The organism is Streptomyces akebiae (assembly GCF_019599145.1).
Lineage (GTDB): Bacteria > Actinomycetota > Actinomycetes > Streptomycetales > Streptomycetaceae > Streptomyces > Streptomyces akebiae.
Genome location: NZ_CP080647.1, coordinates 9,660,813 through 9,686,837, shown reverse-complemented (window position 1 = coordinate 9,686,837; position 26,025 = coordinate 9,660,813). Strand labels below are relative to the sequence as shown.

Below are 26,025 nucleotides of genomic sequence, written 5' to 3'. Positions count from 1 at the left end.
GCCCGCCCCGGGTACCGCGGGAGTTACTGCTTCGGGAGTTCGACGCCGGTGGCCTTGGCGATGTCGGCGAGCATCTCCTCGGCGGCCTGGACGCCGATGCCGGACATCCAGGTCTCGTCCGGGACCTCGAAGACCTTGCCGTCCTCGACGGCGGGCAGGTCCTTCCAGACGGGGTTGGAAGTGACCTGCTTCTGCTGGGTCTTGTCCGGGGTGTCGGCGGTGGTGACGAAGATCAGGTCGGCGTCGGCCCGGTCGATCTCCTCGGGGCTGACGTCCTTCATGGTCACGGCCGGGTCGTCGGAGATCTGCGACTTCGGGCGCCGGAAGCCGACGTCGTCCAGGACGACACCGCTGTAGGAGTTGGAGGCGTAGAGCCTGGTCGGGCCGGCGACGAAACGGACGACGGAGACGGTCGGCAGAGTGCCGTCCTTCTTCTTGATCTCCTCACCGAGCGCCTCGGCCCGCGTCTCGTACTTCTCCAGCTCGGCCTCGGCCTCGTCCTCCAGGCCCAGCGCCTCGGCGTGGACCTTGAGGTTCTCCTTCCACACACCGCCGGTGGTCTCGGTGAAGACGGTCGGGGCGATGGCGCTGAGCTTGTCGTAGACCTTCTCGTGGCGGACCTTGGAGGACAGGATCAGGTCGGGCCGGAGAGAGGCGATCTTTTCCAGGTTCGGCTCCAGGAGGGGGCCGACGTCCGTGGTGTTCTCGAGGTCGCCCTCCAGATACGTGGGGAAGCCGCCCTCCGTCTTGAAGTGCGGGGCGACGGCGCCGACCGGGTCGATGCCGAGCAGGGTGACGTCGTCGAGCTCGCCGGTGTCGAGGACGACGACCTTCTTGGGCTGCGCCGGGATCTCGACGTCGCCCATCACGGTCGTGAGGGTGCGGGGGAAGGCGGCGCCGTCGGCACCGGCCCGCACGGTGTCGTCCGCCTTCGTCGTGCCGGAGTCGCCGCAGGCGGCCAGAAGGCCCGTGCCGAGGACGACGGTGAGCAGCGCGGCGGTGGGACGGCCGAATCCGCGCAGGGGTGATCGCTTGAGCATGAGGGGGTGGACTTTCTCGGAGAGTGAGTGAACGCGTGGGAGAGGGAGGAGTCGGCAGGTGGGTGAGTAGGCGGTCGGTCGGACGGCGGGGGCGGGTCGGTCAGGCGACGGCGGGCGCGGTGGTGTGCCGTGCCGCGGCGCTCTTCGGGACGACCAGCGGTGTGCCGGTCTCCGGGTCGGGAACGACCCGGCAGTCCACGTCGAACACGGACTTGACCAGGTCCGCGTCGAGCACCTTCGCCGGCGGGCCGGCGGCGGCGAGGCGCCCGTCCTTGAGCACGACCATGTGGTCGGCGTAACGGGCGGCCTGTCCGAGGTCGTGCAGCACCATCACGACGGTGCGGCCGGCCTCGGCGTGCAGGGCGGCGACCAGGTCGAGGACGTCGAGCTGGTGCCGGAGGTCGAGGAAGGTGGTCGGTTCGTCGAGCAGGAGCAGTTCGGTGTCCTGCGCCAACGCCAGAGCGATCCAGGCGCGTTGGCGCTGGCCGCCGGAGAGTCTGTCGACGGGCTCGTCCCGCAGCACCGTCGTGCCGGTGCGGTCCAGCGCCTCGTCCACGGCCCGCTGGTCGGCGGCCGACCAGGGGCTCAGCAGGCGTTGGTGCGGGTACCGCCCGAGCCGTACGAGCGCCTCGACGGTGATCGCCTCGGGGGTGACGGGCTGCTGCGGCAGCAGTCCCATCCGCAGGGCCAGTGCGCGGGCGGTCATGCGGTGGATGTCGCAGCCGTCGAGGGTGACCGTCCCGGCGGTGGGCGCGAGCAGTCGGCTCAGTCCTCGCAACAGGGTCGACTTGCCGCAGGCGTTGGGTCCGACGATCGCGGTCACGGCCCCGCCGGGCAGCGTCAGGTCGAGCCCGCCGACCACGGTCCGGTCGCCGTAGCGCAGGTCGAGGCCCTGTGTGGAAAGTTGGTTGGTGGGGGGCATGGGGGGCTCCTGGGGTGGGCCGGGGGCGCGGCTGGTGGGGGGGTGAGTGCGGGGTCGTCGGCGGGTGCGGGTGGGTGGGGGCTGGTCGCGCAGTTCCCCGCGCCCCTAAAGGCTTCAGGCCCTGCGGGCCTGAAAGCCACGGCCCTGCGGGCCTGAAAAGCACGGGGCGCAGCCCCTGCTTTTCAGGGGCGCGGGGAACTGCGCGAGAAGCCCCACCGGCCCCGCACCCGCCGACGACCCCGCACGCACCCCCCACCAACCGCGCGCTCACACACCCCTCCCCGGCGCACTCTGACGGAACATCAGCACCAGCAGCCACGGCGCCCCCAACGTCGCGGTGGCGGCGCCGACCGGCAGGCCCTCCACGGGGAGGAGGTGTTGGACGGCGAGGTCGGCGGCGAGGAGGAGGACGGCACCGGTGAGGGCGGCGAGGGCGAGCGTCGCCGTCGTGGGCGGGCCGGTGAGGAAGCGGACGAGGTGTGGGACGGCGAGGGCGACGAAGGTGACCGGGCCCGCGAGGGCCGCCGCCAGGGAGGCCAACGTGACGGCGACGAGGAGTAGTTGCAGGCGCGCGGCGGAGGTGTCGAGGCCGAGGGCGCCCGCCGATTCGTCGCCCAGGTCGAGCACGGCGAGGCGGCGGTGGGTGACCAGCGCGGCGGCCAGGGCGAGCAGCGTGGCGGCGCCGGCGCCCCAGAGCTCCGTCCAGGTGCGGCCGTACACCGACCCGGTCGTCCACTGGAGTGCCGAGCCGGCGAGTTCGGCGGGGAAGCGCACGATCATCAAGTTGACGGCGGCGGCAAGGCCCGCCTGGACGGCGAGGCCGGTGAGGACGAGCCGGGTGACGACGAGGCCGGACCGCCAGGCGAACACCCCGAGCAGCAACGCGGCCAGCAGGCCACCGGCCAACGCGCCTACCGGGATGAGCAGTTGGGAGGCACCGGCGGCCAGCAGGGCGACGGCGCCGAGCGAGGCCCCGCCCGTCACCCCCATCACGTCCGGGGAGGCGAGGGGGTTGCGGAACAGCCGTTGCAGGACGCAGCCCGCCGCCCCCAGTCCGGCACCGGCCACGACGGCGGCGACGGCACGGGGCGCCCGGAACTCCCGCACCACCAGCACATCGCCCGGATCACCGAACCCGAGCAGCGCGCGGAGCGCCACGGACGCGGGCATGCTCATCTCCCCCGCGGAGACGGCGACCGTGACCAGCGCGAGCAGGGCGAGGAGACCGGTCGTGCCGTACGCGAGGAGGCGGGCCCGTTCGGGCGGGCGACGCGCGCCCTGTCGTACGGCCGCCTTGTACGTCAGGGTCATCGGGCGGCCTTCCGGGCGAGCATGGCCAGCAGGGGTGCGCCGAGGAACGCGGTGACGATGCCGACCTCCAGTTCCGCGGGGCGGATGACCAGGCGCCCGAGGATGTCGGCGGTGAGGAGGAGCAGGGGGCCGGCGATGAGGCAGCCGGGGACGAGGAGGCGGTGGTCGCCGCCGAGGAGCGGGCGGACGAGGTGGGGTGCGGCGAGCCCGATGAAGGCGACCGGGCCGGCCACGGCGACCGCGGATCCGGCGAGCAGGACGACCGCGAGGCCTCCGGCGAGCCGGACGCGGGTGACCGGTACGCCGAGCGCCTGGGCCGAGTCGTCGCCCAGGGCGAGGGCGTTGAGTGCGGGTGCGACGGCCCCGGCGAGCAGCAGGCCGAGCAGCAGGGACGGCAACACCGGGTAGAGCGTGTCGAGTTGGCGCCCGGCGAGGGAGCCCGCCAGCCAGAAGCGCGCCTCGTCCAGGGTGCGCTGACTCGCCAGCATGACCGCCGACGTCCAGGACAGCAGCACCAGTTGGAGCACCGTACCGCCGAGGGCCAGCCGGACCGGGTCGATGTCCCCGGCACGGCGGGCCAGCCCCTGGGCGAGGACGGCCGCGGCGGCGGCTCCGGCGAAGGCGAACCACACGTACTCGACGGAGTCGGTGAGTCGCAGCGCGAAGATGGCGACGACGACCGCGAACCCCGCACCCGCGTTGATGCCCAGGGTGGTCGGGGAGGCCAGCGGGTTGCGGGTGATCCCCTGGGCCACGGCGCCCGCGACTGCGAGGGCGGAGCCGACCGCGAGGCCGATGACCGTGCGCGGCAGCCGAAGTCCCGTCACCACCAGGGCGTCCCGGCCCTCGACGTGTCCCGACAGTGTGTCGAGCACGGTGGACAGAGGGACGGAGCGGGCTCCGAGGGCGAGGCTCAGCGCGGCGCACAGCGCCAGCGCGCCGATTCCGCCGAGGAACAGGGGCAGGTGCCTCAGGGCACGCGGGCGCACGCCGGTCGGCGCGGCCCGTTCGGTCGCAGTCACGAAACGTGAGCTTAGGTTAGGCATGCTTTAGCTTTCAACGGCCGCGCACTCACTGTGATCCACAACGCCCTTGATCAACTCGCAAGTAACTTCGCTGGTCAACGACGCACACGACTACTTCACACCCCGCATGGTCATCGGCTCGCGATCTTGCAGCTAAGGTAAGCCTTACCTCCTCAACTCGCCAAACCCTTCACGCTCTGGAGTTATCGATGACCGTGGCCCACCTGGAGACCGCCCAGGCCGACATCGCCACGCCCGTCCCGGTGCTCCTCTCCGCCGCCTTCCGCCGCCTGGACGCGATCTGCGAGGCACTGTCCGTGCGGATCGTCGAGCCCGGCCGATCGGCCGTCGGCACCGTCGGCCTGACGGACGGCCAGGAGGACGTCGAGGCCTTCGTGGAGGCGGAGGCCGCCCGCATCCGGGAGCGGCACGACCACACCGCGCCCCGGCATGTCGCCGCCTCCCGCGCCCTGCACGACTACGCGTGGTCGGTGAGCCTGTTGATGAGCGGCGTGTGGTACCTGGAGCGTCGCGTGCCCCGCATCGACCCCGGCGACATACGGGTCGACCTCACGTCGGGCACCTTCGAGATCACCCCCGGCACCGCCCTGGCCTGCCTCCCGGACGACCCGGCCGCGCCCCTGCCCGGCACCCGGGTCGTCGCCCACCAGGAGGCGCTGCGCGCCGAGTTGAGGGCCGCCGTGGCGGACCACATGGGTCCGGTGCTGGAGGTGATGGGCCCGTACGTCCGCCGCGGCTCGCGCGCGCTGTGGGGTCTGGTCTCCGACGACCTGGTCTCCGGCCTCTGGTACCTCGGGCGGACGCGCGGCGACGAGGCCGCCGGCGTCCGGGCCGCCTCCGCCGTCCTGCCCGCCGCCCAGGCCCCCTTCCCCGGCGGCGCCGACTTCCGTTCCCTGCGCACCAGCGACGGCCACGAGCACCCGACCCGCACCCGTCTCGGGTGCTGCCTCTACTACACGATCCGCCCCGCCGAGGCCTGCTCCACCTGCCCGCGCACCTGCGACGCGGAACGACTGCGCCGACTGGAGAGCTGACCGCACGGGAAGAGGACACCCGCCTCCTCGAAACTTTCGGCACCGCCCCGGCGCCCTGTGCCGATTGACGCCGCTCGGCACAGATAGCAACACTCTTCGACGGGGGTTTCCCACACGAAGTGCCAAAAGCCCGCAGCGTTGGAGGTCGGCTTGCAGGAGTACGCCGGATACGTCTTCGTCTACTTCACCGGCGAGGACAGCCCGGACGGCGAGCGGATCCGGTTCGCGCTCAGCCGGGGCGACGACCCGCTGCGCTGGCGTGAGCTGAACGGCGGGGCGCCGGTGCTCACCTCGGACCTCGGGACGGGCGGGCTGCGCGATCCGTTCCTCGTGCGCGCCCCGGAAGGCGACCGGTTCCATCTGATCGCCACCGACCTCAGGATGCACGGGGAGCCGGACGGCGACTGGGACCAGGTGCAGCGCACCGGAAGCACCTCGCTCATGGTCTGGGAGAGCACCGATCTGGTGCACTGGACCGACGGCCGACTCGTACGCGTCGCCCCCGACACGGCCGGCAACGTCTGGGCGCCCGAGGCCTGTTACGACCCGGAACTCGGCGCGTTCGTCGTCTTCTGGGCGTCGAAGCTGTACGGGGAGGACGACCCGGACCACACCGCCGACACCCACAACAGGATGCTGTACGCGACCACCCGTGACTTCCGTGTCTTCAGTGAGCCCCGGCTGTGGAACGACCCCGGCCACTCGGTCATCGACTCGACCGTCGTCCGGCACGACGGCGCCTACTACCGCTTCACCAAGGACGAACGTGCCCACTCCCCCGCCGCGCCCGGCGGAAAGTTCATCACGGTGGAGAAGTCGAAGGGGCTGCGCGACACCTCGTACGACTTCGTGGGCGACCGGATCGGTCAGGGGGCCGTCGAGCAGGGTGAGGGGCCGATCGTCTTCAGGTCGAACGCGGACGACCGCACGTGGTACCTGTTCGTCGACGAGTTCAGCGGGCGCGGCTATGTGCCCTTCGAGACCACCGACCTGGATTCCGGACGGTGGACGCCCTGTGAGGAGTTCGCGCTCCCGCCCGGCGCGCGGCACGGCTCGGTGCTGCCGGTGACGCGAGCCGAGTACGAGCGGCTCCTCGCCGGGTTCGCGCCGCCCGCGTCCGTCGTCGACGCCACCGTGCCGGAAGGACTGAAGGCGTACGCGATCGTCGACGACGCCGCGTCGAAGGTCGTTCTGCCTGTGCACCCGGGCACCGAACTCGACGGTCTCGCCCCGGAGTTCGACCTGTCGGTGGGCTCCCGGATCGAGCCCGCGTCGGGCACCCCGCGGGATTTCCGCACCCCGCGGAGCTACACCGTCACCGCGGCCGAAGGCACCGCCCGCACCTGGACGGTGGAGGCCGTGCCGATGCGCAGCCCCTTGCTGCCGGGACTGTACGCCGACCCCGACATCCAGGAGTTCCAAGGCCGTTACTACATCTATCCGACGACGGACGGCTTCGAGGGCTGGGGCGGCACCCGGTTCGAGGTGTTCTCCTCCGACGACCTGGTCCACTGGGAGAACCACGGCGTCGTCCTCGATCTGGAGTCGGACGTGAGCTGGGCGGACCGCCACGCCTGGGCGCCGGCCGCCGGGGAACGCGACGGGTCGTACTACTTCTACTTCTGCGCCGACCAGCAGATCGGCGTGGCCGTCGGCGACAGCCCGACCGGCCCCTTCCGGGACGCCCTGGGCCGGCCGCTCATCGGGCGCGACGACTACGCGGGCCAGATGATCGACCCGGCCGTCCTCACGGACGACGACGGCACGACGTATCTCTACTGGGGCAACAGCGAGGCGTACGGCGTACCGCTCGACGAGGACATGGTGTCCTTCGACCCGGCGCGGGTACGGCGGTTCACCCCGGAGAACTTCCGCGAGGGGGCCTTCGTCGTCAAACGGCGGGGCGTCTACTACTTCATGTGGTCGGAGGACGACACCCGCAGCGAGGACTACCGCGTCGCCTACGCCACCGGCCCCACCCCGCTGGGCCCGTGGACCGAGAAGGGGGTGATCCTGCGCAAGCGCCCGGAGTACGGGATCCTCGCCACCGGCCATCACACGGTCGTGAACGTCCCGGGCACCGACGACTGGTTCATCTGCTACCACCGGTTCGCGATTCCGGGCCCCGGCACCCCGCGCGGTGACGGCGTCCGCCGGGAATCCACCCTGGACCGGCTGGTGTTCGCGGCGGACGGCTCGATCGAGGAGGTCGTGCCGACGCTGCGGTCCATCGATCCGGTGGTCAGCCCAGGGTGATCCGGGCGGCGACCGGCAGGTGGTCGCTGCCGGTGGCGGGCAGGGCGCGGATGTCGGCGACGGTCGCCGAGCGGGCCATGACCTGGTCGATCCGGGTGAGCGGCAGACCGGCGGGGTAGCTGAAGGCGAAGCCGCGCTCCGCCACGTTCAGCCGTGCGGTGAGCGGCGCGAGGCCGCGGTCGTCGACCGTGCCGTTGAGGTCGCCCAGCAGGATCACCGGGTTCCGCGTCTCCGCGGCGACGGCCCGGCCCAGCAGGCCGGCGCTCTCGTCCCGCCACTGCGACGCGAGCCCGCCCGCCCCGACACGGACCGACGGCAGGTGGGCGACGTACACCGCGAGGTCGCCGTGCGGGGTACGGACCGAGGTCCTGAGCCCGCGGCTCCAGTCCTCCTCGATCCCCTCGGGCTTGATGTCCAGCAGGCGGGTCCCGGTGAGCGGATGCCTCGACCAGAGGCCGACGGTGCCCCGGACCGCGTGGTGGGGGTACTGGCGGGCGAGTGTCCTCTCGTAGACCGGCAGTGCCGTGGGCACCAGTTCCTCCAGCGCGATGAGATCGGGCTCGGCGTCGGCCAGGGCTCGGGCCGTGCCCGCCGGGTCGGTGTTCTCGTCGCTGACGTTGTGCTGCACCACGAGGAGGTCCCGCGGACCGGGCCGCGCACCGGGCAGCAGCAGCCCGCCGAAGGTGTACGTCCAGGCCGCCACCGGAAGCAGGAGGGCCAGCAGCGCGACGGCCGAGCGGTGCAGGAGTCCCACGCCGAGCAGCACCACGGCCACCAGGCCGAGCCAGGGCAGGAACGCCTCCAGCAGACTGCCCAGCCGGCCCACGGAGTTGGGGACCGCACGGGGGAACAGCACGAGCCCGGCGGTCAGCACGGCCACCACGGCGCCCACCCGTCCGGTAGCGGGACGGTCCGGCCTCACGGGCTCGCCGGTCCCGGGCGGGCCTCCTCGGTGCCGGAGGCGGGACGGCGGATCTTCGGCGGTCACGGGCCGTCCTCAGTCGTGCGGTGCCTGGCCGCTGACCCGGTGGTCCGCGTGGCTGAGCGCCTCCACCACCAGGCGCTTGAGGTGCCCGTCGGCGAGGCTGTAGTAGATGTGCCGCCCCTCGCGGCGGGTGTCCACGAGCCCGGCGAGCCGGAGCTTCGCCAGATGCTGGCTGACGGCCGTGCGGGACGCCTCGCAGCGGTCGGCCAGGGAGCCGACGTCCGACTCGCCCTGCGCGAGCAGCCACAGCAGATGCAGCCGGGTGACGTCGGAGAGCATCGCGAACACTCCGGTCGCCTCGGTGAGCCGTGCGCTGTCAGGAGCGCGCAGATGCGCACCGGACGCAGGTGACACGGCATGGCGTTCAGGCATGAACCCAGCCTAGCCCTTTGCCGATCCATCATGTGCACAAGTGCGCACATGATGGCTACACTCGGCTGGACGGACCGCAACGCCACGCCGAGGGGAGCCGTGCCCATGCTCGCCGTTCTGCGTCATCGCGCCTACCGGCGGCTCTTCACCGCCCAGGTCGTCGCCCTGGTGGGCACCGGACTCGCGACCGTCGCGCTCGGGCTGCTGGCGTACGACCTCGCGGGTGCCGACGCGGGGTCCGTCCTCGGTACGGCTCTCGCGATCAAGATGGTGGCGTACGTGGTGATCGCCCCGGCCGTCGGCGCGGTCGCCGACCGACTGCCGCGCCGGGCACTGATGGTGACGGCGGACCTGGTACGCGCGGGAATCGCCGTGTCGCTGCCGTTCGTCGGCGAGGTCTGGCAGGTGTACGTCCTGGTGTTCCTCCTGCAGTCCGCGTCGGCCGTGTTCACGCCCACGTTCCAGGCCGTCGTCCCCGACGTGCTGCCCGAGGAGCGCGACTACACACGGGCCCTGTCGATGTCCCGGCTCGCGTACGACCTGGAGAGCCTCTTCTCCCCCGCCCTCGCGGCCGCCCTGTTGTCGGTGATGACCTACGACGGGCTGTTCAGCGGCACGGTCCTCGGTTTCCTCGCCTCGGCCGCGCTGGTCGTCTCGACCGCCCTGCCCGAGCGGGCCGCCGCCACCGCCCCGAGCACGGGCGGCGTGTACGCGCGGGCCACCGCCGGCACGCGCCTCTTCCTGGGCGTGCCCGAGCTGCGGGCCCTGCTCGCCCTGAACCTCGCGGTCGCGGCGGCCGGGGCGATGGTGACGGTGAACTCCGTCGTCTACGTCCGCGATGTGCTGGGCCTGTCGGCGGGCGCCCTGCCGCTGGCTCTCGGGGCGTACGGGGCCGGTTCCATGGCCGTGGCGCTGATGCTGCCCCGGGTGCTGGACAAGGTGCCGGACCGGGCCGTGATGCTGCCGGGCGCGTTGTCGCTGACCGTCGTCTTCGCCGGGCTGGGGGCCGTCACGGGGGCACCGGGCGGGAGTTGGCGGCTGCCCGGGCTGCTGGTCGTCTGGGCCGCGTTCGGTGCCGCGTGCTCGGCGGTGCTCACCCCGACCGGACGCCTCGTCCGCCGCTCGGTGGCGCCCGGGGAACGTACGGCCGCGTTCGCCGCCCAGTTCTCCCTCTCGCACGGCTGCTGGCTGCTGACGTACCCGCTGGCCGGATGGCTGGGGGCGGCGGCCGGGCTGAACTGGGCGGTGCTCGCCCTGGGTTCGCTCGCGCTGGGCGCGGCGCTGCTGGCCGTACGGCTCTGGCCGACGACATCGAGCGCCGACGCACCCTCGGCTCCCGCACCGCCGGACCGGACGCACGCGGGCCATGCGCACGCGGCCGGCGTGCACGGAGCCCACGTGCACGCCGACCTCCCCTTCGGTCACCCCCATCTGGCGGGGGCCCGGCGCGTCCCGAACGGATGGCGACACAGCCACGGCCACCTCACGGACGGGCTGCACGCCCGCTGAGGGGCCTGGGCACTTCGGTGGGACGGGGCCGACGGGGCCGATGTGTTCCTGGAGTGTGTCCGAAGGCTCGGCGGAGGACGACCACTTGGCGCAGCGGCTGGTCGACGCCGCCGACGCCGCCTCCCTGCCCCTGTTCGCCGGCTGGCGCGCGCAGCCCTGCCCCGCAGACGATCCCGTCGGGGCGGCCATGCAGCGCGTCCACGTACAGCGAGAACACCGGGGTGCCTGCCATCTGGCGGCGGTGCGCGTGTACGGACTGACCGCCCAGGCGGCCATGGTCGTCAACCTCGGCGTCGAGCAGGCGGCCCACCACGGCTGGCGAGAACCGCAACCCGTCGCCGCGGCCCTGATCCCCCGACGGCGGCGCGCCGAGCAGCTCCCCGGCGAGTTGCAGGCGCCGCTCTACACCGCACCGACCGCCCGGCAACGCACCGAGTTCGCCCGGCTCGTCGACGCCTTGACCACCTCCCCCACCCCATGACGCCGACCGGCATGGCCGTCGCCCGCGCCCCGGGGGACCATGGAGCCGTGATCACCATTCATCTGAAGTACGAGATCGACGCCGACAAACTTGAGGACTTCGAAGAGTACGGGCGGCGCTGGGTTCGGCTCGTCAACCGTTTCGGCGGGACGCACCACGGCTACTTCCTGCCGAGCGAGAGCGACAGCGACATCGCCTACGCCCTGTTCTCCTTTCCCAGTCTCGCCGCGTACGAGCGGTACCGCACGGACAGCATGTCCGATCCGGAGTGCCAGGACGCGTTCGCGCTGGCCCGCGACACCCGCTGCATCAAGCGGTACGAACGCCGCTTCCTCCGGCCGCTCGACGGCTTGTCCTGAGGCCGGTGGGGCGCCCGTGTGCCGTGGTGCGGGTGGGTGGTGGGTGTTCGTGGGTGTTCACCCCGCTGTCCACTTCTCCTCGATCCGCGCGAACCGCCAGACCAGCAGGGCGACCGCCCAGGTGACGAAGAAGAGGCCGACGACCACATAGCCGACGGTGTTGAGGTCGAGGCCGGAGACCCGGTCCCAGAAGAGGCCGTGCAGGTGGGCCTTCTCGGCGACGAGGCCGAGGAGTTCGACCGTGCCGATGACGAGGGCGACGGCCACGGACAGACCCGTGACGGTGAGGTTGTAGTAGACCTTGCGGACCGGCTGGGAGAACGCCCAGCCGTAGGCGAAGTTCATGAACGTGCCGTCGACGGTGTCGAGGAGCGACATTCCGGCGGCGAACAGGACGGGCAGGCACAGGATCGCGTACCAGGGCAGCCCGGAGGCGGCGCCCGAACCGGCCAGGACCAGCAGCGCGACCTCCGTCGCCGTGTCGAAGCCGAGGCCGAAGAGCAGGCCGACGGGATACATCTGCCAGGGCCTGGTGAGGGACCTCATCAACCGCCCGAGCAGGCGGTTCATCAGGCCCCGGCTGTTCAGCCGTTCCTCCAGCGCGGCCTCGTCGAAGGTGCCCGAGCGCATCTCGCGGAACACCTTCCAGATCCCCACCAGGGCCACCAGGTTGACGAGGGCGATGGCGTACAGGAACGTCCCCGAGACGGTGGTGCCGATCCAGCCGGTCACCTCGTGCAGCGCGGAGCCGTCGTCGCGGACGGGTCCGGCGAGCGTCTTGACGCCGAGGGTGAGCAGGAAGGTGAGGACGAGCACGATCGACGAGTGGCCGAGGGAGAACCAGAAGCCGACCGACAGCGGGCGTCGCCCCTCCCCCATCAGTTTGCGGGTGGTGTTGTCGATGGCGGCGATGTGGTCGGCGTCGAAGGCGTGCCGCATGCCCAGGGTGTAGGCGGTGACACCCATACCGATGCCGAAGGTCCTGCTGCCGACGCTGTAGTGCTCGGGGGCGACGATCACCACGAGGGTGAACCAGCCGACGAGGTGCAGCGCCAGGATGAAACCGGCCATCCCGCCCAGGCCGGCCCACTCCCCGCGCGTCGTCGTGGCGCGGATCCGCCGCCATGAGAGACCGCCCGTCCCGGCGGTGGCCGAGGGGGCGGTGTCGGTACCAGGAGCCATGGGGCGTGCGCCTCTTCTTCTCTGCGTGCCTCGCGTCGCGTCGCCGCGTCCGTGCGGTCGAGGTCCTCGTGCCGCGGTCGTGCGGTCGAGCCTCCTCAGCCTTGTGCGCCATGTTGGCAGCTGCAATATCGTCGCAGTAAAGCTCCCGTCTGCTTTCGGTCAGGTCCGTTCTCTCGACGTGGCGCCGGGCGTGCGCCGGGGTGTGAGCTGTCGCACGGCGCCTGCGCGCCCCTCGCCTCCGCTTGTCAGCGTCCTTATCTGGGCACTACTGTCACCACGCCTTGGTGAACGGGAAATCCGGTGTGATGCCGGTGCGGCCCTCGCCACTGTGATCGGGAAGTCCGGCTCCGGTCCTCACGGACAGCCACTGGGTCTTCGGACCCGGGAAGGCGGAGCACGGGCGGTGTCACCCGTAAGCCAGGAGACCGGCCAAGGCGCGTCAACCATCCACGAGGTGCTGGAGAGGGTCTGCTGAGCCATGCACATAGCCGAGGGTTTCCTTCCTCCGGCGCACGCGATCGCCTGGGGCGTCGCGTCCGCGCCGTTCGTCGTCCACGGAGTCAGGGCACTCACCCGTGAGGTCAGGGAGCATCCCGAGAGCACGCTGCTGCTCGGCGCCTCGGGGGCCTTCACCTTCGTTCTGTCCGCGCTGAAGCTCCCGTCGGTCACCGGGAGTTGCTCCCACCCCACCGGCACCGGCCTCGGTGCCATCCTGTTCCGGCCGCCGATCATGGCGGTGCTCGGCACCATCACCCTGCTCTTCCAGGCACTGTTGCTCGCCCACGGCGGTCTGACCACGCTCGGCGCCAACGTCTTCTCGATGGCGATCGTCGGCCCCTGGGCGGGTTACGGTGTCTACCGGCTGCTACGACGCTTCGGCGTGCCGCTGATGGTGACGGTGTTCTTCGGCGCGTTCTTCGCCGACCTGGTCACCTACTGCGTCACCAGCGTGCAGTTGGCGCTCGCCTTCCCCGACCCGAGCAGCGGCTTCCTGGGCGCGCTCGGCAAGTTCGGCTCCATCTTCGCCGTCACCCAGATCCCGCTCGCGGTCAGCGAAGGTCTGCTCACGGTGTTGGTGATGCGTCTGCTGGTGCAGTCGAGCAAGGGCGAACTGACCCGGCTCGGCGTGCTCCTGACCGGCGGGCAGAGCCGCGCCGGGGCCGGGACGGAGACCGGGAACAAGGCGGTGGCCCGATGAAGCGGAACACGAAGATCAACGCACTGCTGCTGCTCGCCGTGGCCGCACTCGCCGTCCTGCCGCTGGCCCTCGGCCTCGGCGACCACAAGGAGGAGCCCTTCACGGGCGCCGACGGCGAGGCGGAGACGGCGATCACGGAGATAGAGCCGGACTACGAGCCGTGGTTCTCCCCTCTCTACGAACCGCCGTCCGGTGAGATCGAGTCGGCACTCTTCTCCCTCCAGGCCGCCCTCGGCGCGGGGGTCCTCGCCTACTACTTCGGCATCCACCGGGGTCGACGCCAGGGCGAGGCCCGGGCCCGGGCACTGCTCGACGCGGCCGGGGAGGCCGACACGGCTCCGGCCAAGCCGGTGGACGTGGCGGTCGCGGCGTCCACGGCGAGGGCGGCGGCCACGGCGGCGGCGAGTGCCCCGGCCGCCGCGGCGGCCTCGAAGGGCGCATCCGGCGCATCCGGCGCATCCGGCGCATCCGGCGCATCCGGCGACGAAGGCTCGTCCGGTGGCTCCGGGGAGTCCTCCGCCGGGCGGGGCTGACCCGGGTGCTGCCGATCGACGCGGCGGCGCACAGCAGTCGCTGGCGCCGCCGCCATCCCGTGGACAAGGCCGTGCTCGGTCTCGGCCTCACCGTGCTGGCGATCTCCCTGCCGCCCTGGCCCGGCGCGGCTCTGGTCCTGCTGACCGCGCTCGTGGTGCTGCTGGGCCCCGCGGGCGTGCCCGGCCGTCGGCTGTGGCGGGCCTACCGGGTGCCGTTGGGCTTCTGCGTGACCGGCGCGCTGCCGCTGCTCGTTCAGGTGGGCGGGCCGGACGGGTTCGTCACCCCGGCCGTCGGCGGGCCGGTGCATGCCGGGGAGCTGTTGCTGCGCACCTCGGCCGCCTCCCTCGGCGTCCTCCTGTTCGCCTTCACCACTCCCATGTCGGACCTGCTGCCCCGGCTCGTGCGGGCCGGGGTGCCGGCGCCGGTCGTGGACGTGGCCCTCGTGACCTACCGGATGAGCTTCCTGCTCCTGGACTCCGTGCGCCGGATCCGGGAGGCGCAGGCGGCCCGGCTGGGGCACACCACCCGGGCCGCCACCTGGCGTTCCCTCGCCGGGCTCGGCGCCACCGCGTTCGTACGGGCCTTCGACCGGGCGGCGCGGCTGCAGACCGGGCTCGCCGGACGCGGGTACGACGGCACCCTGCGCGTCCTGGTGCCCGAGGCCCGGGTCTCCGTGCGCTTCACCACGGCCAGTGTCGCGCTCCTCGCGGCCCTGGTCGCCCTCACCTTCGTTCTGGAAAGGCCGCTGACATGAGCGAGCCCGTGCTCGTCGCCCTGCGGGGCGCGTCGTTCGCGTACGAGGACGGACCGGCCGTGCTCAGCGACCTCGACTTCGAGGTGCGCGAGGGGCGCGCGCTCGCCCTGCTGGGCCGCAACGGCAGCGGCAAGACCACGCTGATGCGGCTGCTCAGCGGCGGACTTCGGCCCCGTACGGGCGAGTTGACGGTCGAGGGGCGGCCGGTGACGTACGACCGCAAGGGCCTCACCCGGCTGCGGACGACGGTCCAGCTGGTCGTCCAGGACCCGGACGACCAGCTCTTCGCGGCGTCCGTCGCGCAGGACGTGTCGTTCGGGCCGCTGAACCTCGGGCTGCCCGACGCGCAGGTGAGGGACCGGGTGGACGAGGCGCTCGGCGCGCTCGGTATCGCCGCCCTCGCCGACCGGCCGACCCATCTGCTCTCCTACGGCCAGCGCAAGCGGACCGCCATCGCCGGGGCGGTCGCGATGCGGCCCCGGGTCCTGATCCTGGACGAGCCGACCGCCGGGCTCGACCCCGACGGGCAGGAGAGGCTCCTGGCCACCCTGGACGAGCTGCGCCGGTCCGGCACCACCGTCGTGATGGCCACCCATGACGTCGACCTCGCGCTGCGCTGGGCCGACGACGCGGCGCTGCTCACCCCGTCCGGCGCGCGCACGGGCCCGGTGGCCGAGATGCTCGCCCGCACGGATCTCCTCCAGCAGGCGGGGCTTCGGCTCCCCTGGGGTGTCGCGGTCGCCCGACTCCTGCGCGAGCGGGGGCTGTTGGCGGAGGAGGAAGCCGGCCCACGCACACCGGACGAGTTGGCGGCCCTGGCGGGGTCGGACACCGGGCCGGGGTCGTTCCTGCCGCAGCCTCAGATCCGCAGGCCGTAGACGCGGACGGCGGTGCCCGCGAAGACCTGCCGGTGTTCGGCCTCACCGAGTCCGGACATCAACGCGTCGGCGACGTGCAGGACTTCGACATAGTCGGAGGCCAGTCGGCAGACCGGCCAGTCGGAGCCGTACATCAGCCGCCCGGGGCCGAAGGCGTCCAGCACGGTGTGGGCGTACGGGACGAGGTCCGCGACCCGCCAGGAGTGCCAGTCGGCCTCCGTGACCAGGCCGGAGAGCTTGCACACGGTGTTCGGCAGGGCCGCCAGCCGTCGGATCTCCCCCGCCCAGGGCTCCAGTTCGCCGGAGGCGATGGGCGGCTTCCCCAGGTGGTCGAGCACGAAGGTGAGTCCGGGGAGGCGGGCCGCCGCCTCCACGGCGGCCGGGAGCTGGTGGGGTGTGACCAGGAGGTCGTAGACGAGTCCCGCGTCGGCGACCGCGGCGAGGCCCCGCAGCACGTCGGGGCGGGTCAGCCAGCGGGGGTCGGGTTCGCCCTGTACCTGGTGACGGATGCCCACCAGGTGCTCCCCGCCGGGGCCGTCGCGCAGTTCGGCCAGGGCGTCGGCGACGGCGGGAGAGGTGAGGTCGGTCCAGCCGACGACCCCGGCCACCACGTCGCTGCGGGCGGCGAGGGCCAGGAACTCGGGGGTCTCCTCGGGCACGGTGATCGTCTGCACCAGGACCGTGGCGGTGACATCGGCGACGCTCGCGGCGGACTCCAGCTCGCGGAGGGTGAAGTCGCGACGCAGCGGGGCCAGTTCGGGCCCGGTGATCCAGTCCTGGTCCCGTACGGAGAGGTCCCAGACGTGGTGGTGGGCGTCGACCGTCCAGGCGTCCGTGTCGTCTGTGTCATCCGGGCCGCCTGTGTCGTCCGTGCCGGTCGTGTCGTGCGGGCCGGTCCTGCCGCCTGTGTCGTCCGTGCCGGTCACAGTTCCCACACCACGGGCAGTCCGGCGTCGGAACCCTCGGCCGAGTAGTCGTGGACGACGTCGAGGAGTTCGGCCATGCGGGCCTGCCAGGCGATGTTGACCGGCAGTTTCTCCAGTGCGGCGATCATCGCCGGGTAGTCCTCGACCTCCAGCAGGTGGAAGAGGTCGGTGCCGCTGCGCCAGATCGTCCACTGGCTCACCCCGGCGGCGCGGATGGCGGTGGTCAGTTCCCCGGGGACCTCGCGGTGGGCCGCCTCGTACTCCTCGACGCGGTCGGCGCGGACCTTGGTGTGCAGGGCGACCCTCACGACGTCTCCTTCGGCTGCGGGACGGGGATGTCCGGGCTCAGCAGCCCCTCGGCGCGCAGCTCGTCCCAGAGTGCGGCAGGGATCGGACGGCTGAGCAGGTCGACCGTGTCACGCACCTCCTCGGCGGAGCGGGCGCCCGTCAGTACGGCCGCGACCGCCGGGTGGGCGAAGGGGAACGCCAGGGCCGCGCCGCGCAGCGGTACACCGTGGCGTTCGGTGACGGCCCTCAGCCGCAGGGCGCGGTCGAGCACGGGCACCGGCACGGGGGCGTAGTCGTAGGTGGCGCCCGGCTTCGGGTCGATCAGCAGGCCGGAGTTGAAGGCGCCGCCGATCAGTACGCTGCGTCCCCGGGCGGTGGCCTCGGGCAGCAGTTCCGCCAGGCCCTCCTGTTCGAGGAGGGTGTAGCGGCCGGCCAGCAGCACCACGTCGATGTCGGTCTCACGCAGGAAGCGGGTGGGTGCGGCGCACTGGTTCATGCCGACCCCGATGGCGCCCACGACGCCCTCGTCACGCAGCCGCTCCAGCGCCGGGTAGGCCTCCCTCAGGGCCTGCTCGACGTGGTCGTCGGGGTCGTGGAGGAGGACCACGTCCACCCGGTCCAGACCGAGCCGCGCCAGGCTGGCCTCCAGGGAGCGCAGGACGCCGTCGGCGGTGAAGTCGAAGACGCGGCGGTGGGTCGCCGGGACCGCGAAGCCGTCTCCCAGGTCGTCGCCCCCGGTGGTCTCGTTCTCCACCAGCAGTCGGCCGACCTTGGTGGAGATCGTGTACGACTCCCGGGGCCGGTCCCGGAGCGCGGCGCCGAGGCGTCGTTCGGACAGGCCGAGCCCGTAGTGGGGGGCGGTGTCGAAGGTGCGGATCCCGGCGTCCCAGGCGGCGTCGATCGCGGCGGCCGCCACCTCGTCGGGCACCGGGCGGAAGAGGTTGCCGATGCCAGCGGCACCGTAGGCCAGCTCGGTGACGCGGACCTCGGTGCGGCCGAGGGTCCTGGTCCTCATGAGCCCGCCGGGCGGAGCCGCAGACCCTGCATACCGCCGTCCACGGCGAGGGCGGTGCCGGTGACGGAGGCCGCGGCGGGGCTCGCCAGGTAGACGATGGCGGCGGCGACCTCGTCGGCGCTCACCAGCCGGCCCATGGGCTGGCGGGCGTTGAGGGCGGCGCGCTCGGCCTCGGGGTCGTCGGCGGCGTCGAGGAGCCGGCCGACCCAGGGGGTGTCGGCGGTGCCGGGGTTGACGCAGTTGACCCGGATGCCCTCACGGACGTGGTCGGCGGCCATGGCCAGGGTCAGGGAGAGGACCGCGCCCTTGCTGGCGGAGTACAGGGCCCGCTGCGGCAGGCCGGCGGTGGCGGCGATGGAGCAGGTGTTGACGATCGCCGCGTGAGACGAGTTCCGCAGATGCGGCAGGGCGGCGCGGCTGGTGCGGACCATGCCGAGGACGTTGACGTCGAGGACCCGCTGCCACTGGTGGTCGGGGTTGTCCTCGACGGTGCCCTGCGCGCCGATGCCGGCGTTGTTGACGAGGATGTCCAGGCCGCCGAGCCGCCGGGCGGCCTCCGCGACGCCCTCCCGTACGGAGGCGTCGTCGCAGACGTCGGCCTTGAGGCCGAGCAGCGGGGCCGAAGCGCCGGAGGGGTCCAGGTCGAGGACGGCGACGGAGGCGCCCCGCCCGGCCAGCAGCCGGGCCGTGGCCAGCCCGATCCCGGACGCGCCACCGGTGACGAGCGCGCGGAGTCCCGTCAGCTCACCTGTGTCGGTCATGCGACTTCCTCCCGTCCAGCGAGGTCGGCGGCCCAGAACGCGCCGTCCGGGTAACGGTATTCGGCGAGCGACCCGGGGTGCATGGTCGCGGAGAAGCCGGGGGTCAGGGGGGCGACGTAGTGACCGTCGCGCATCACCACGGGGTCGGTGAAGTGCCCGTGGAGGTGGTCGACGTACTCGATGACCCGGTCGTCGGTGGTGCCGGAGAGGGCCAGGTAGTCGAACATCGACAGGTGCTGGACCAGTTCGCACAGGCCCACGCCGCCGGCGTGCGGGCAGACCGGGACCCCGAACTTCGCGGCGAGCAGCAGGATCGCCAGGTTCTCGTTGACGCCGCCCACGCGGGCGGCGTCGATCTGGAGGACGTCGAGGGCGCCGGCCTGGAGGAGTTGCTTGAAGACGATGCGGTTCTGGACGTGTTCACCGGTGGCGACCTTCACCGGGGCGACGCCCCGGCGGACGGCGGCGTGGCCGAGGATGTCGTCGGGGCTGGTGGGTTCCTCGATCCAGTACGGGTCGAAGTCGGCGAGGGCCCGGGTCCACTCGATCGCCTCGTCGATGTTCCAGCGCTGGTTGGCGTCGATGGCGATGCGGATGCCGTCGCCGACGGCGGCGCGGGCGGTACGCATCCGGCGGACGTCGTCGGCGAGGTCGGCGCCGACCTTCAGTTTGATCTGGGTGAAGCCGTCGGCGACGGCCTGCTTGGCCAGCCGGGTGAGCTTCTCGTCGGAGTAGCCGAGCCAGCCCGGTGAGGTGGTGTAGCCGGGGTAGCCGCGCCGAAGCAGCGTGGCCTCGCGCTCCGCGATCCCGGTGCGGCCCTCGCGCAGCAGCCGGAGGGCGTCCTCGGGGGTGAGGGCGTCGGCGATGTAGCGGAAGTCGACCTGGGAGACCAGCCACTCGGGGTCGGCGTGCGCGAGCAGCCGCCACAGGGGCCGGCCTGCGCGCTTGGCGGCCAGGTCCCATACGGCGTTGACGACGGCGCCGATGGCCATGTGCATCACGCCCTTCTCGGGGCCGAGCCAGCGCAGCTGGCTGTCGCCGATCAGGTCGCGATTGACCGAGCCGGGGTCGGCGCACAGCTCGTCGACCGAGCGGCCGAGGAGGTGGGGCCGCAGGGCGCCGATCGCGGCGACCTGGACGTCGTTGCCGCGGCCGATGGTGAAGGTGAAGCCGTGGCCTTCGAGGCCGTCTCCGGCGTCGGTGCGCAGCACGACGTAGGCGGCGGAGTAGTCGGGGTCCGGGTTCATGGCGTCCGACCCGTCCAGCTCCCGCGAGGTGGGGAACCGGACGTCGTAGGTGTCGACCGCGGTGATCCGGGCGGGGGTTGCAGTCACGGGGGTGCTCAAGGGGGTGCCTTTCACGCTTGGCCGAAGGTCTGGCGCTGGCTCCCGAGCCCGTCGATCTCCAGCTCGACGGTGTCACCGGGGCGGAGATAGGGGGTGCCGGGCAGGCCGAGGGCGACGCCCGCGGGCGTACCGGTGTTGATCACGTCGCCGGGCTGAAGGACCATGTACCGGCTGAGGTACGCCACGATCTCGTGGACCGGGAAGATCATGTCGCGGGTGTGCCCTTGCTGGCGCTTGACGCCGTTGACGCTCAGGCGCAGCCCAAGGTCCTGCGGATCACCGACCTCGTCGGCGGTGACCAGCCAGGGCCCCATGGGGTTGAAGGTCTCGCAGGACTTGCCGAGGTCCCACTGCGAGGAGTACTCCAGCTGGAACTCGCGCTCGGAGACGTCATGGCTGACCACGTACCCGGCGATCACCCCGGCGGCCTCCCCGGGGCCCTCCAGATAGCGGGCCGGCCGTCCGATGACGACCCCCAGCTCGACCTCCCAGTCGGTCCTGACCGAGCCGCGCGGGATCAGCACCTCGTCGTACGGGCCGACGACCGTGCCCGGGTCCTTCATGAAGACCACGGGGCGGGGCGGGATCGCGGCGCCGGTCTCGGCGGCGTGGTCGCGGTAGTTCAGCCCGACGCAGATGACCTTGCCGGGGCGGGCGACGGGGGCGCCGACGCGCAGGCCCTCGGGGTCCAGCTCGGGCAGTGTGCCCGCCTCGACTGCCGCGCGGGCCCGGTCGACTCCGCCGGAGGCGAGGAAGGCGCCGTCGATGTCCAGGGCCACGGAGGACAGGTCCAGCAGCCGGCCGTCGTCACCGCGGACGGCGGGCCGCTCCTCTCCCGGGGCGCCGACGCGTAGCAGTTTCACTGGGGCAGCTCCCTTGCCATGGGTTCGATCATTCATCGGAGGAATGACGCACCGCGACTTTAGGGGCAGTTCGGCGCCCTGACAACGTATTCCTCGGATGTATTTGCCTGACACCAGGCTTTTCGCAGCTCATAGATCCGGCATGTACGACTTTGTCTCGACCGGAGCACCGGGGCGCCGCACGCACACACGGTCGAATTCCTCGTGGACAACCTCTTGTCAGTCCGGGCAATGCCGCCGTAACGTCCTCGACGTCCGAGATACATCGGAGGAATCGCTCCACCGCCCACAGCGAGGTAGTGGCCCTTCAAACTCCGCTGCTCGTTCACCGGTTGACCCTCTATGCCTCCCCTCCGTCGGTCCACGCACGCGTGGCCCGGAGGGCGGCCTCCCTGTCCTGGCTAAGGAGAACCCGGCCATGAAGCTCGCTCGCACCCGCTCCACCGCCGCAGCGGCCTGCGCCCTCGCGGCCCTCACCCTCCTCACCGCGTGCAACCGCGACAGCTCGTCCGGGTCCGCCGGCTCGGGCGGCGACAAGCCCGCCATCGGAATCGACCTGCCGCGCTCCGACTCGGACTTCTGGAACTCCTACGCCGAGTACCTGAAGAAGGACATCAAGTCCGAGGACATCAACGTGCTGCCGCTCAGCAACTCGCAGAACGACATCACCAAGCTGGTCGCCAACGTGCAGGTGTTCCAGAACACGGGCGCCAAGGCCGTCGTCATGGCCCCGCAGGACACCGGGGCCATCGCCTCCACCCTCGACACCCTCGCGTCGAAGAAGATCCCGGTGGTCAGCGTCGACACCCGCCCCGACAAGGGCGACGTCTACATGGTCGTCCGCGCCGACAACCGGGCCTACGGCACCAAGGCGTGCGAGTTCCTCGGCGAGCAGCTGGGCGGCAAGGGCAAGGTCGCCGAGTTGCAGGGCGCGCTGGACTCCATCAACGGGCGGGACCGCTCCGAGGCGTTCGCGGAGTGCATGAAGACGAAGTTCCCGAAGATCGAGGTCTTCGAGCTGCCCACCGACTGGAAGGGCGACGTGGCCTCCGCCAAGCTGCAGAGCCTGCTCGCCCAGCACCCCGACCTGAACGGCATCTACATGCAGGCCGGCGGCGTCTTCCTCCAGCCGACCCTGGCCCTGCTGGAGCAGAAGGGCCTGCTGAAGCCGGCCGGTCAGAAGGGCCACATCTCGATCATCTCCAACGACGGCATCCCGCAGGAGTTCGAGGCGATCCGCAAGGGCCAGATCGACGCCACGGTCTCCCAGCCCGCCGACCTCTACGCCAAGTACGCGCTGTACTACGCCGAGGCGGCGGCCGAGGGCAAGACGTTCGAGCCCGGCACGACCGATCACGACTCCACGATCATCGAGATCCCGGGCGGCCTGGAGGACCAGCTCCCGGCACCGCTGGTGACCAAGGACAACGTGGACGACAAGGCCCTGTGGGGAAACAACGTCGGCTAGCCGCGTACCGGCCGACGACGGCGGAGGGACGCGGCCCGTCCCTCCGCCGGTCCCTGGCCCGCCCCCCCTCGCACCCACCCCACGAAGGACGGTATCCACCATGGCGGACACCACGACCGCCGCGGCGACCGGCGGCGGGCACCCCGCCGCCGGGAACGACGCCCCGGTGGCCGAGGCCACCGGCATCAGCAAGAGGTTCGGCGCCACCGTCGCGCTGCGCGACGCCCGGATCACCATCACGCCGGGCGAGTCGCACGCACTGGTCGGACGCAACGGCGCCGGCAAGTCCACGCTGGTGTCCATCCTCACCGGGCTGCGCCCCGCCGACACCGGCACCCTGCGCTTCTCCGGCGAGGCGGCGCCCGCCGTCGGCGACATCGACGCCTGGCGCTCCAAGGTCGCCTGCGTCTACCAGAAGTCCACGATCATCCAGGATCTGACCGTCGCCGAGAACCTCTTCCTGAACCGGCAGAGCGACGGCCCGCTGCGGCCCATCCGCTGGAAGCAACTGCGCGCCCGCGCTGAGGAGTTGCTCGCCGGATACGGCGTGGACGTGAAGGCCGACGCGCGAGCACGGGACCTCACCGTCGAGCAGCGGCAGTTCGTCGAGATCGCCCGCGCCCTGTCGTTCGGCGCGCGCTTCATCATCCTCGACGAGCCGACCGCGAAGCTCGACGCCCGCGGCATCAACCGCCTCTTCGACAAGCTCCGCGACCTCCAGCGACAGGGCGTCGCCTTCCTCTTCATCTCGCACCACCTGCAAGAGGTGTACGACCTCTGCACCACCGTCACGGTCTACCGCGACGCCGCCCACATCCTCACCGCGCCCGTTGCCGAACTCGGCCACCGGGCGCTGGTGGAGGCCATGACCGGGGAGAGCACGGTCACGGCGGCGGAAACCGTCGAGAACCGGCCCCCGGTACGGTCCGACGCCCCGGAACTCCTCACGGTCGAGCACCTCACCCTGCCCGGCGCCTGCGAGGACCTGTCGCTCACGGTGCGGGCGGGTGAGGTCGTCGGCCTCGCCGGTGCGGCGGCCAGCGGCAATGTGCGGGTGGGTGAGACCGTCGCCGGGCTGCACCGCCCCGAGCAGGGCACGATCTCGGTCGGTGGCCGGCGGGTGCGCGGCGGCAGCGTACCGTCGGCGCTCGCCGTCGGTGTCGGGCTCGTCCCGGAGGACCGCCACCTCCAGGGCCTGGTGAACAACCGCAGCGTGGCCGAGAACGCGACGCTCACCGTCACCGACCAGCTCGGCCCGTACGGCACCGTGTTGCCCGCCCGGACCAGAAGCTTCGCCCGGCGCATGATCCGCGACCTCGACATCAAGACCCCGGGCGGTTCCACACCCGTGTCGGAGCTCTCCGGCGGCAACCAGCAGAAGGTCGTCGTCGCCCGCGCCCTGGCCACCGATCCCCAGGTGCTGGTGGCCATCCGCCCCACCAACGGGGTGGACGTCAGGTCCAAGGAGTTCCTGCTGCGCCGGATCCGGCAGATCGCCGACGGCGGGAAGGCCGCGCTGATCGTCTCCGACGAGCTGGACGACCTGAAGGTGTGCGACCGGCTCGTGGTGATGTTCCACGGGCGGGCGGTCGCCGAGTTCGACCGCGGCTGGAAGGACGAGCACGTGGTCGCCGCCATGGAGGGCGTGGCCGACCGCGCCGAGAACTCCGGCGCCCACGCCTCCGCCGATCCCACGTCTGACACCACCGAAGAGCACGGAAGGTAGTCATGTCCGCCACCACTGATGTCACCGAGCCCGCCACGAGCGTGGCGCGGGAGACCACCGGAGACACCCGCCGCGGGCTCGGCCTCGGTCGCTTCCGTGAGCTGTCCCTGGTCCCGGCCATCCTCGTGCTCGGCCTGATCGGGTTCATCGTCTCGCCGGCCTTCCTGACCGCCGACAACCTCATCGGTGTGGCCCAGCAGTCCACCGAGCTGAGCCTGCTGGTGCTGGCCACCGCGCTGATCCTGATCTGCGGCCGGATGGACCTGTCCCTGGAGTCCACGATCGGCGTGGCGCCCGTCATCGCGGTCTGGCTGGTGCTGCCGACCAGCGGTGCCCGGTTCACCGGGCTCGGGCTGCTGCCCGAGTGGACGGCCGTACCGCTCTGTCTGCTGGTGGGCGTCGTGATCGGCGCCGTCAACGGCTTCCTGATCCTGAAGCTGCGCCTCAACGGGTTCATCGTCACCCTCGGCATGCTGACCATGCTGCGCGGCCTCCAGGTCGCCCTCTCGGAGGGGCAGTCCATCGTGGAGCTGCCGTCCTCCTTCACCTACCTCGGCAAGGCGTCGTGGCTGGGGGTACCGGCCGCCATCTGGATCTGCGTGGTCCTCTTCGCCCTCGGGGGCAGCGCGCTGGCCTGGCTGCGGCACGGACGGGCGCTGTACGCGATCGGCGGCAACGCCGAGGCGGCCCGTACCGCCGGCATCCGGGTGGACCGGATCGTGTGGGCGGTGCTGATCCTCGGCAGTGTGCTGGCCGCGTTCGCCGGCATCCTCTACAGCGGCCACTACGGCTCGATCTCCGCCACCCAGGGCAGCGGCTGGATCTTCCAGGTCTTCGCGGCGACCGTCATCGGCGGAGTGAGCCTCAACGGCGGCAAGGGCTCGGTGTTCGGCGCGCTCACCGGTGTGCTGACGCTGCAACTCGTCGTGAACGTGATGACGTTGGCGGGGGTGCCGCCGCTGTGGAACCAGTTCCTCAACGGCGCGATCATCATCGTCGCACTGATCATCTCCCGCTTCGCCTCGGGCGAGAAGCAGGAGTAGCCCCGCTACAGGGAGGCACCTCGTGGCACTCACGGACGAGGCGATGGACAAGATCAAGGCGATGATCGTGGCCGGCGAGCTGGCGCCGGGCTCCCGCCTTCCCAAGGAGGAGATCCTCGCCGCCCAGCTCGGCCTGTCCCGCAGTTCGCTGCGGGAGGCGGTACGGGCGCTGACCGCGATGCGGATCCTGGTCACCCGGCAGGGCGACGGCACCTACGTGTCGAGCCTGGAGCCGCATCTGCTGCTGGAGTCGCTCTCGTTCGCCTCGGACGTCTCCCAGGGGCAGACGGCGCTGCAACTGCTCCAGGTACGGCGGCTGCTGGAACCCCAGGCGACCGGTGCGGCCGCAGCCCTGCTCACCGCCGAGGACCTCGACGAGCTGGGCGTGATCCTGGAACGGTCGCGGGCGGCCGCGACGGTCGAGGAGTTCGTCGGCCACGACATCGCGTTCCACCTGCGGATCGTGCAGGCGGTGGGCAACCCGGTGCTGTCGATGCTGCTGCGGGTGCTCTCCACCCGCACCCAGCGGGCCCGGATCGTCCGGGGCACCCGCACCGAGCGGGCCGTGGAGCACGCCCACCGCGAGCACGAGGAGATCCTCCGCGCCCTGCGGGCCCACGACGCCGCCCTGGCGGTGTCGGCGGCGACGGTCCATGTCGCCGCCGTGGAGCAGTGGATGGCGAACGGGCTCGTCGAGGAGGATCCCCTCGGCGCGGCCGAGGGCTGAG

General features: G+C 72.0%; 26 protein-coding genes and 1 riboswitch. Of the genes, 13 read left to right on the top strand and 13 right to left on the bottom strand.

What is annotated here, in order from left to right:
- Positions 1–23: 23 nt before the first annotated feature.
- From K1J60_RS41960 to K1J60_RS41945, 4 genes are all read right to left on the bottom strand, one after another.
- The gene (locus tag K1J60_RS41960; protein WP_220650799.1) at positions 24–1,040 is read right to left on the bottom strand and encodes an ABC transporter substrate-binding protein; all 1,017 of its coding nucleotides are present in this window, start codon (positions 1,038–1,040) and stop codon (positions 24–26) included.
- Between the two features lie 100 nt (positions 1,041–1,140).
- Positions 1,141–1,962 carry an ABC transporter ATP-binding protein gene (locus tag K1J60_RS41955; RefSeq protein ID WP_220650798.1) on the bottom strand — a complete coding sequence of 274 codons (822 nt, stop codon included), beginning with the start codon at positions 1,960–1,962 and terminating at the stop codon, positions 1,141–1,143.
- Between the two features lie 267 nt (positions 1,963–2,229).
- On the bottom strand, positions 2,230–3,273 hold the full coding sequence (locus K1J60_RS41950) for an iron chelate uptake ABC transporter family permease subunit (RefSeq protein ID WP_220650797.1): 1,044 nt from the start codon (positions 3,271–3,273) through the stop codon (positions 2,230–2,232).
- A complete protein-coding gene (locus K1J60_RS41945) occupies positions 3,270–4,238 on the bottom strand; it encodes a FecCD family ABC transporter permease (RefSeq protein ID WP_259408372.1) in 969 nt (322 codons plus the stop codon). The genes K1J60_RS41950 and K1J60_RS41945 overlap by 4 nt, the downstream gene beginning before the upstream one ends.
- A 269-nt stretch (positions 4,239–4,507) precedes the next feature.
- On the opposite strand from K1J60_RS41945, the gene K1J60_RS41940 reads away from it, so the two are divergent.
- Positions 4,508–5,353 (top strand): (2Fe-2S)-binding protein, encoded by an 846-nt coding sequence (locus tag K1J60_RS41940; RefSeq protein ID WP_220650796.1) that lies wholly within the window; start codon positions 4,508–4,510, stop codon positions 5,351–5,353.
- 150 nt (positions 5,354–5,503) lie between these two features.
- A complete protein-coding gene (locus tag K1J60_RS41935; protein WP_220650795.1) occupies positions 5,504–7,609 on the top strand; it encodes a family 43 glycosylhydrolase in 2,106 nt (701 codons plus the stop codon).
- Here the strand turns inward: K1J60_RS41935 and K1J60_RS41930 are convergent.
- Both K1J60_RS41930 and K1J60_RS41925 read right to left on the bottom strand, forming a co-directional pair.
- Positions 7,596–8,531 (bottom strand): endonuclease/exonuclease/phosphatase family protein, encoded by a 936-nt coding sequence (locus K1J60_RS41930; protein ID WP_259408371.1) that lies wholly within the window; start codon positions 8,529–8,531, stop codon positions 7,596–7,598. The two genes, K1J60_RS41935 and K1J60_RS41930, sit on opposite strands and share 14 nt — an antisense overlap.
- 75 nt (positions 8,532–8,606) lie before the next feature.
- A complete protein-coding gene (locus tag K1J60_RS41925; RefSeq protein WP_033526294.1) occupies positions 8,607–8,966 on the bottom strand; it encodes an ArsR/SmtB family transcription factor in 360 nt (119 codons plus the stop codon).
- A 105-nt stretch (positions 8,967–9,071) separates the two neighbouring features.
- Here K1J60_RS41925 and K1J60_RS41920 point away from each other — a divergent pair, with 105 nt between their 5' ends.
- From K1J60_RS41920 to K1J60_RS41910, 3 genes are read left to right on the top strand one after another with little or no spacing between them, the layout of a single operon-like run.
- Positions 9,072–10,475, top strand: coding sequence for an MFS transporter (locus tag K1J60_RS41920; protein ID WP_220651949.1), 1,404 nt, complete (start codon positions 9,072–9,074; stop codon positions 10,473–10,475).
- Between the two features lie 55 nt (positions 10,476–10,530).
- Positions 10,531–10,956 (top strand): helix-turn-helix domain-containing protein, encoded by a 426-nt coding sequence (locus K1J60_RS41915; protein ID WP_220650794.1) that lies wholly within the window; start codon positions 10,531–10,533, stop codon positions 10,954–10,956.
- A 47-nt stretch (positions 10,957–11,003) separates the two neighbouring features.
- A complete protein-coding gene (locus K1J60_RS41910) occupies positions 11,004–11,315 on the top strand; it encodes an NIPSNAP family protein (RefSeq protein ID WP_220650793.1) in 312 nt (103 codons plus the stop codon).
- Positions 11,316–11,372: 57 nt separating this feature from the next.
- Here K1J60_RS41910 and K1J60_RS41905 read toward each other — a convergent pair whose 3' ends face one another.
- Positions 11,373–12,497, bottom strand: coding sequence for a Nickel transporter NicT (locus tag K1J60_RS41905; RefSeq protein WP_220650792.1), 1,125 nt, complete (start codon positions 12,495–12,497; stop codon positions 11,373–11,375).
- 265 nt (positions 12,498–12,762) lie between these two features.
- A riboswitch (cobalamin riboswitch) is annotated at positions 12,763–12,945 on the top strand.
- A gap of 30 nt (positions 12,946–12,975) precedes the next feature.
- Here K1J60_RS41905 and K1J60_RS41900 point away from each other — a divergent pair.
- The 4 genes from K1J60_RS41900 to K1J60_RS41885 are packed head-to-tail and all read left to right on the top strand — an operon-like array spanning position 12,976 to position 15,861.
- Complete coding sequence (locus K1J60_RS41900; protein WP_220650791.1) at positions 12,976–13,695, top strand: energy-coupling factor ABC transporter permease; 720 nt, start codon at positions 12,976–12,978, stop codon at positions 13,693–13,695.
- Entirely contained in the window at positions 13,692–14,228 is a 537-nt protein-coding gene (locus K1J60_RS41895) for an energy-coupling factor ABC transporter substrate-binding protein (protein WP_220650790.1), read from the top strand. Before K1J60_RS41900 ends, K1J60_RS41895 begins: the two co-directional genes overlap by 4 nt.
- A gap of 5 nt (positions 14,229–14,233) precedes the next feature.
- The gene (cbiQ, locus tag K1J60_RS41890; RefSeq protein WP_220650789.1) at positions 14,234–14,983 is read left to right on the top strand and encodes a cobalt ECF transporter T component CbiQ; all 750 of its coding nucleotides are present in this window, start codon (positions 14,234–14,236) and stop codon (positions 14,981–14,983) included.
- Positions 14,980–15,861: an energy-coupling factor ABC transporter ATP-binding protein gene (locus K1J60_RS41885; RefSeq protein WP_220650788.1), complete on the top strand. Its 882-nt coding sequence runs from the start codon at positions 14,980–14,982 to the stop codon at positions 15,859–15,861. Before cbiQ ends, K1J60_RS41885 begins: the two co-directional genes overlap by 4 nt.
- On the opposite strand, the gene K1J60_RS41880 is transcribed toward K1J60_RS41885, so the two are convergent.
- The 6 genes from K1J60_RS41880 to K1J60_RS41855 form a co-directional block, all read right to left on the bottom strand.
- Positions 15,843–16,631 carry an amidohydrolase family protein gene (locus K1J60_RS41880; RefSeq protein ID WP_259408370.1) on the bottom strand — a complete coding sequence of 263 codons (789 nt, stop codon included), beginning with the start codon at positions 16,629–16,631 and terminating at the stop codon, positions 15,843–15,845. The genes K1J60_RS41885 and K1J60_RS41880 overlap by 19 nt on opposite strands.
- A gap of 152 nt (positions 16,632–16,783) precedes the next feature.
- Entirely contained in the window at positions 16,784–17,095 is a 312-nt protein-coding gene (locus K1J60_RS41875) for an L-rhamnose mutarotase (RefSeq protein WP_220650786.1), read from the bottom strand.
- A complete protein-coding gene (locus tag K1J60_RS41870; RefSeq protein ID WP_220650785.1) occupies positions 17,092–18,090 on the bottom strand; it encodes an aldo/keto reductase in 999 nt (332 codons plus the stop codon). Before K1J60_RS41870 ends, K1J60_RS41875 begins: the two co-directional genes overlap by 4 nt.
- Positions 18,087–18,851 (bottom strand): SDR family NAD(P)-dependent oxidoreductase, encoded by a 765-nt coding sequence (locus K1J60_RS41865; protein ID WP_220650784.1) that lies wholly within the window; start codon positions 18,849–18,851, stop codon positions 18,087–18,089. Before K1J60_RS41865 ends, K1J60_RS41870 begins: the two co-directional genes overlap by 4 nt.
- Positions 18,848–20,185, bottom strand: coding sequence for an L-fuconate dehydratase (locus K1J60_RS41860; protein ID WP_220650783.1), 1,338 nt, complete (start codon positions 20,183–20,185; stop codon positions 18,848–18,850). Before K1J60_RS41860 ends, K1J60_RS41865 begins: the two co-directional genes overlap by 4 nt.
- A gap of 23 nt (positions 20,186–20,208) precedes the next feature.
- On the bottom strand, positions 20,209–21,060 hold the full coding sequence (locus K1J60_RS41855; RefSeq protein WP_220650782.1) for a fumarylacetoacetate hydrolase family protein: 852 nt from the start codon (positions 21,058–21,060) through the stop codon (positions 20,209–20,211).
- A 418-nt stretch (positions 21,061–21,478) separates the two neighbouring features.
- Here K1J60_RS41855 and K1J60_RS41850 point away from each other — a divergent pair, with 418 nt between their 5' ends.
- The 4 genes from K1J60_RS41850 (at position 21,479) to K1J60_RS41835 (ending at position 26,024) form a co-directional block, all read left to right on the top strand.
- The gene (locus tag K1J60_RS41850; RefSeq protein WP_220650781.1) at positions 21,479–22,528 is read left to right on the top strand and encodes a sugar ABC transporter substrate-binding protein; all 1,050 of its coding nucleotides are present in this window, start codon (positions 21,479–21,481) and stop codon (positions 22,526–22,528) included.
- A 100-nt stretch (positions 22,529–22,628) separates the two neighbouring features.
- Entirely contained in the window at positions 22,629–24,254 is a 1,626-nt protein-coding gene (locus K1J60_RS41845) for a sugar ABC transporter ATP-binding protein (protein WP_220650780.1), read from the top strand.
- Between the two features lie 2 nt (positions 24,255–24,256).
- The gene (locus tag K1J60_RS41840; RefSeq protein ID WP_220650779.1) at positions 24,257–25,297 is read left to right on the top strand and encodes an ABC transporter permease; all 1,041 of its coding nucleotides are present in this window, start codon (positions 24,257–24,259) and stop codon (positions 25,295–25,297) included.
- Between the two features lie 22 nt (positions 25,298–25,319).
- Positions 25,320–26,024, top strand: coding sequence for a FadR/GntR family transcriptional regulator (locus K1J60_RS41835; protein ID WP_033526310.1), 705 nt, complete (start codon positions 25,320–25,322; stop codon positions 26,022–26,024).
- Position 26,025 lies beyond the last annotated feature (1 nt).

Excerpts from the sequence above, each read along its gene's own strand:
- K1J60_RS41960 (WP_220650799.1), bottom strand. The coding sequence starts at position 1,040 with ATGCTCAAGCGATCACCCCTGCGCGGATTCGGCCGTCCCACCGCCGCG.
- K1J60_RS41955 (WP_220650798.1), bottom strand. The coding sequence starts at position 1,962 with ATGCCCCCCACCAACCAACTTTCCACACAGGGCCTCGACCTGCGCTAC.
- K1J60_RS41950 (WP_220650797.1), bottom strand. The coding sequence starts at position 3,273 with ATGACCCTGACGTACAAGGCGGCCGTACGACAGGGCGCGCGTCGCCCG.
- K1J60_RS41940 (WP_220650796.1), top strand. The coding sequence starts at position 4,508 with ATGACCGTGGCCCACCTGGAGACCGCCCAGGCCGACATCGCCACGCCC.
- K1J60_RS41925 (WP_033526294.1), bottom strand. The coding sequence starts at position 8,966 with ATGCCTGAACGCCATGCCGTGTCACCTGCGTCCGGTGCGCATCTGCGC.
- K1J60_RS41920 (WP_220651949.1), top strand. The coding sequence starts at position 9,072 with ATGCTCGCCGTTCTGCGTCATCGCGCCTACCGGCGGCTCTTCACCGCC.
- K1J60_RS41905 (WP_220650792.1), bottom strand. The coding sequence starts at position 12,497 with ATGGCTCCTGGTACCGACACCGCCCCCTCGGCCACCGCCGGGACGGGC.
- K1J60_RS41900 (WP_220650791.1), top strand. The coding sequence starts at position 12,976 with ATGCACATAGCCGAGGGTTTCCTTCCTCCGGCGCACGCGATCGCCTGG.
- K1J60_RS41895 (WP_220650790.1), top strand. The coding sequence starts at position 13,692 with ATGAAGCGGAACACGAAGATCAACGCACTGCTGCTGCTCGCCGTGGCC.
- K1J60_RS41885 (WP_220650788.1), top strand. The coding sequence starts at position 14,980 with ATGAGCGAGCCCGTGCTCGTCGCCCTGCGGGGCGCGTCGTTCGCGTAC.
- K1J60_RS41870 (WP_220650785.1), bottom strand. The coding sequence starts at position 18,090 with ATGAGGACCAGGACCCTCGGCCGCACCGAGGTCCGCGTCACCGAGCTG.
- K1J60_RS41865 (WP_220650784.1), bottom strand. The coding sequence starts at position 18,851 with ATGACCGACACAGGTGAGCTGACGGGACTCCGCGCGCTCGTCACCGGT.
- K1J60_RS41850 (WP_220650781.1), top strand. The coding sequence starts at position 21,479 with ATGAAGCTCGCTCGCACCCGCTCCACCGCCGCAGCGGCCTGCGCCCTC.
- K1J60_RS41845 (WP_220650780.1), top strand. The coding sequence starts at position 22,629 with ATGGCGGACACCACGACCGCCGCGGCGACCGGCGGCGGGCACCCCGCC.
- K1J60_RS41840 (WP_220650779.1), top strand. The coding sequence starts at position 24,257 with ATGTCCGCCACCACTGATGTCACCGAGCCCGCCACGAGCGTGGCGCGG.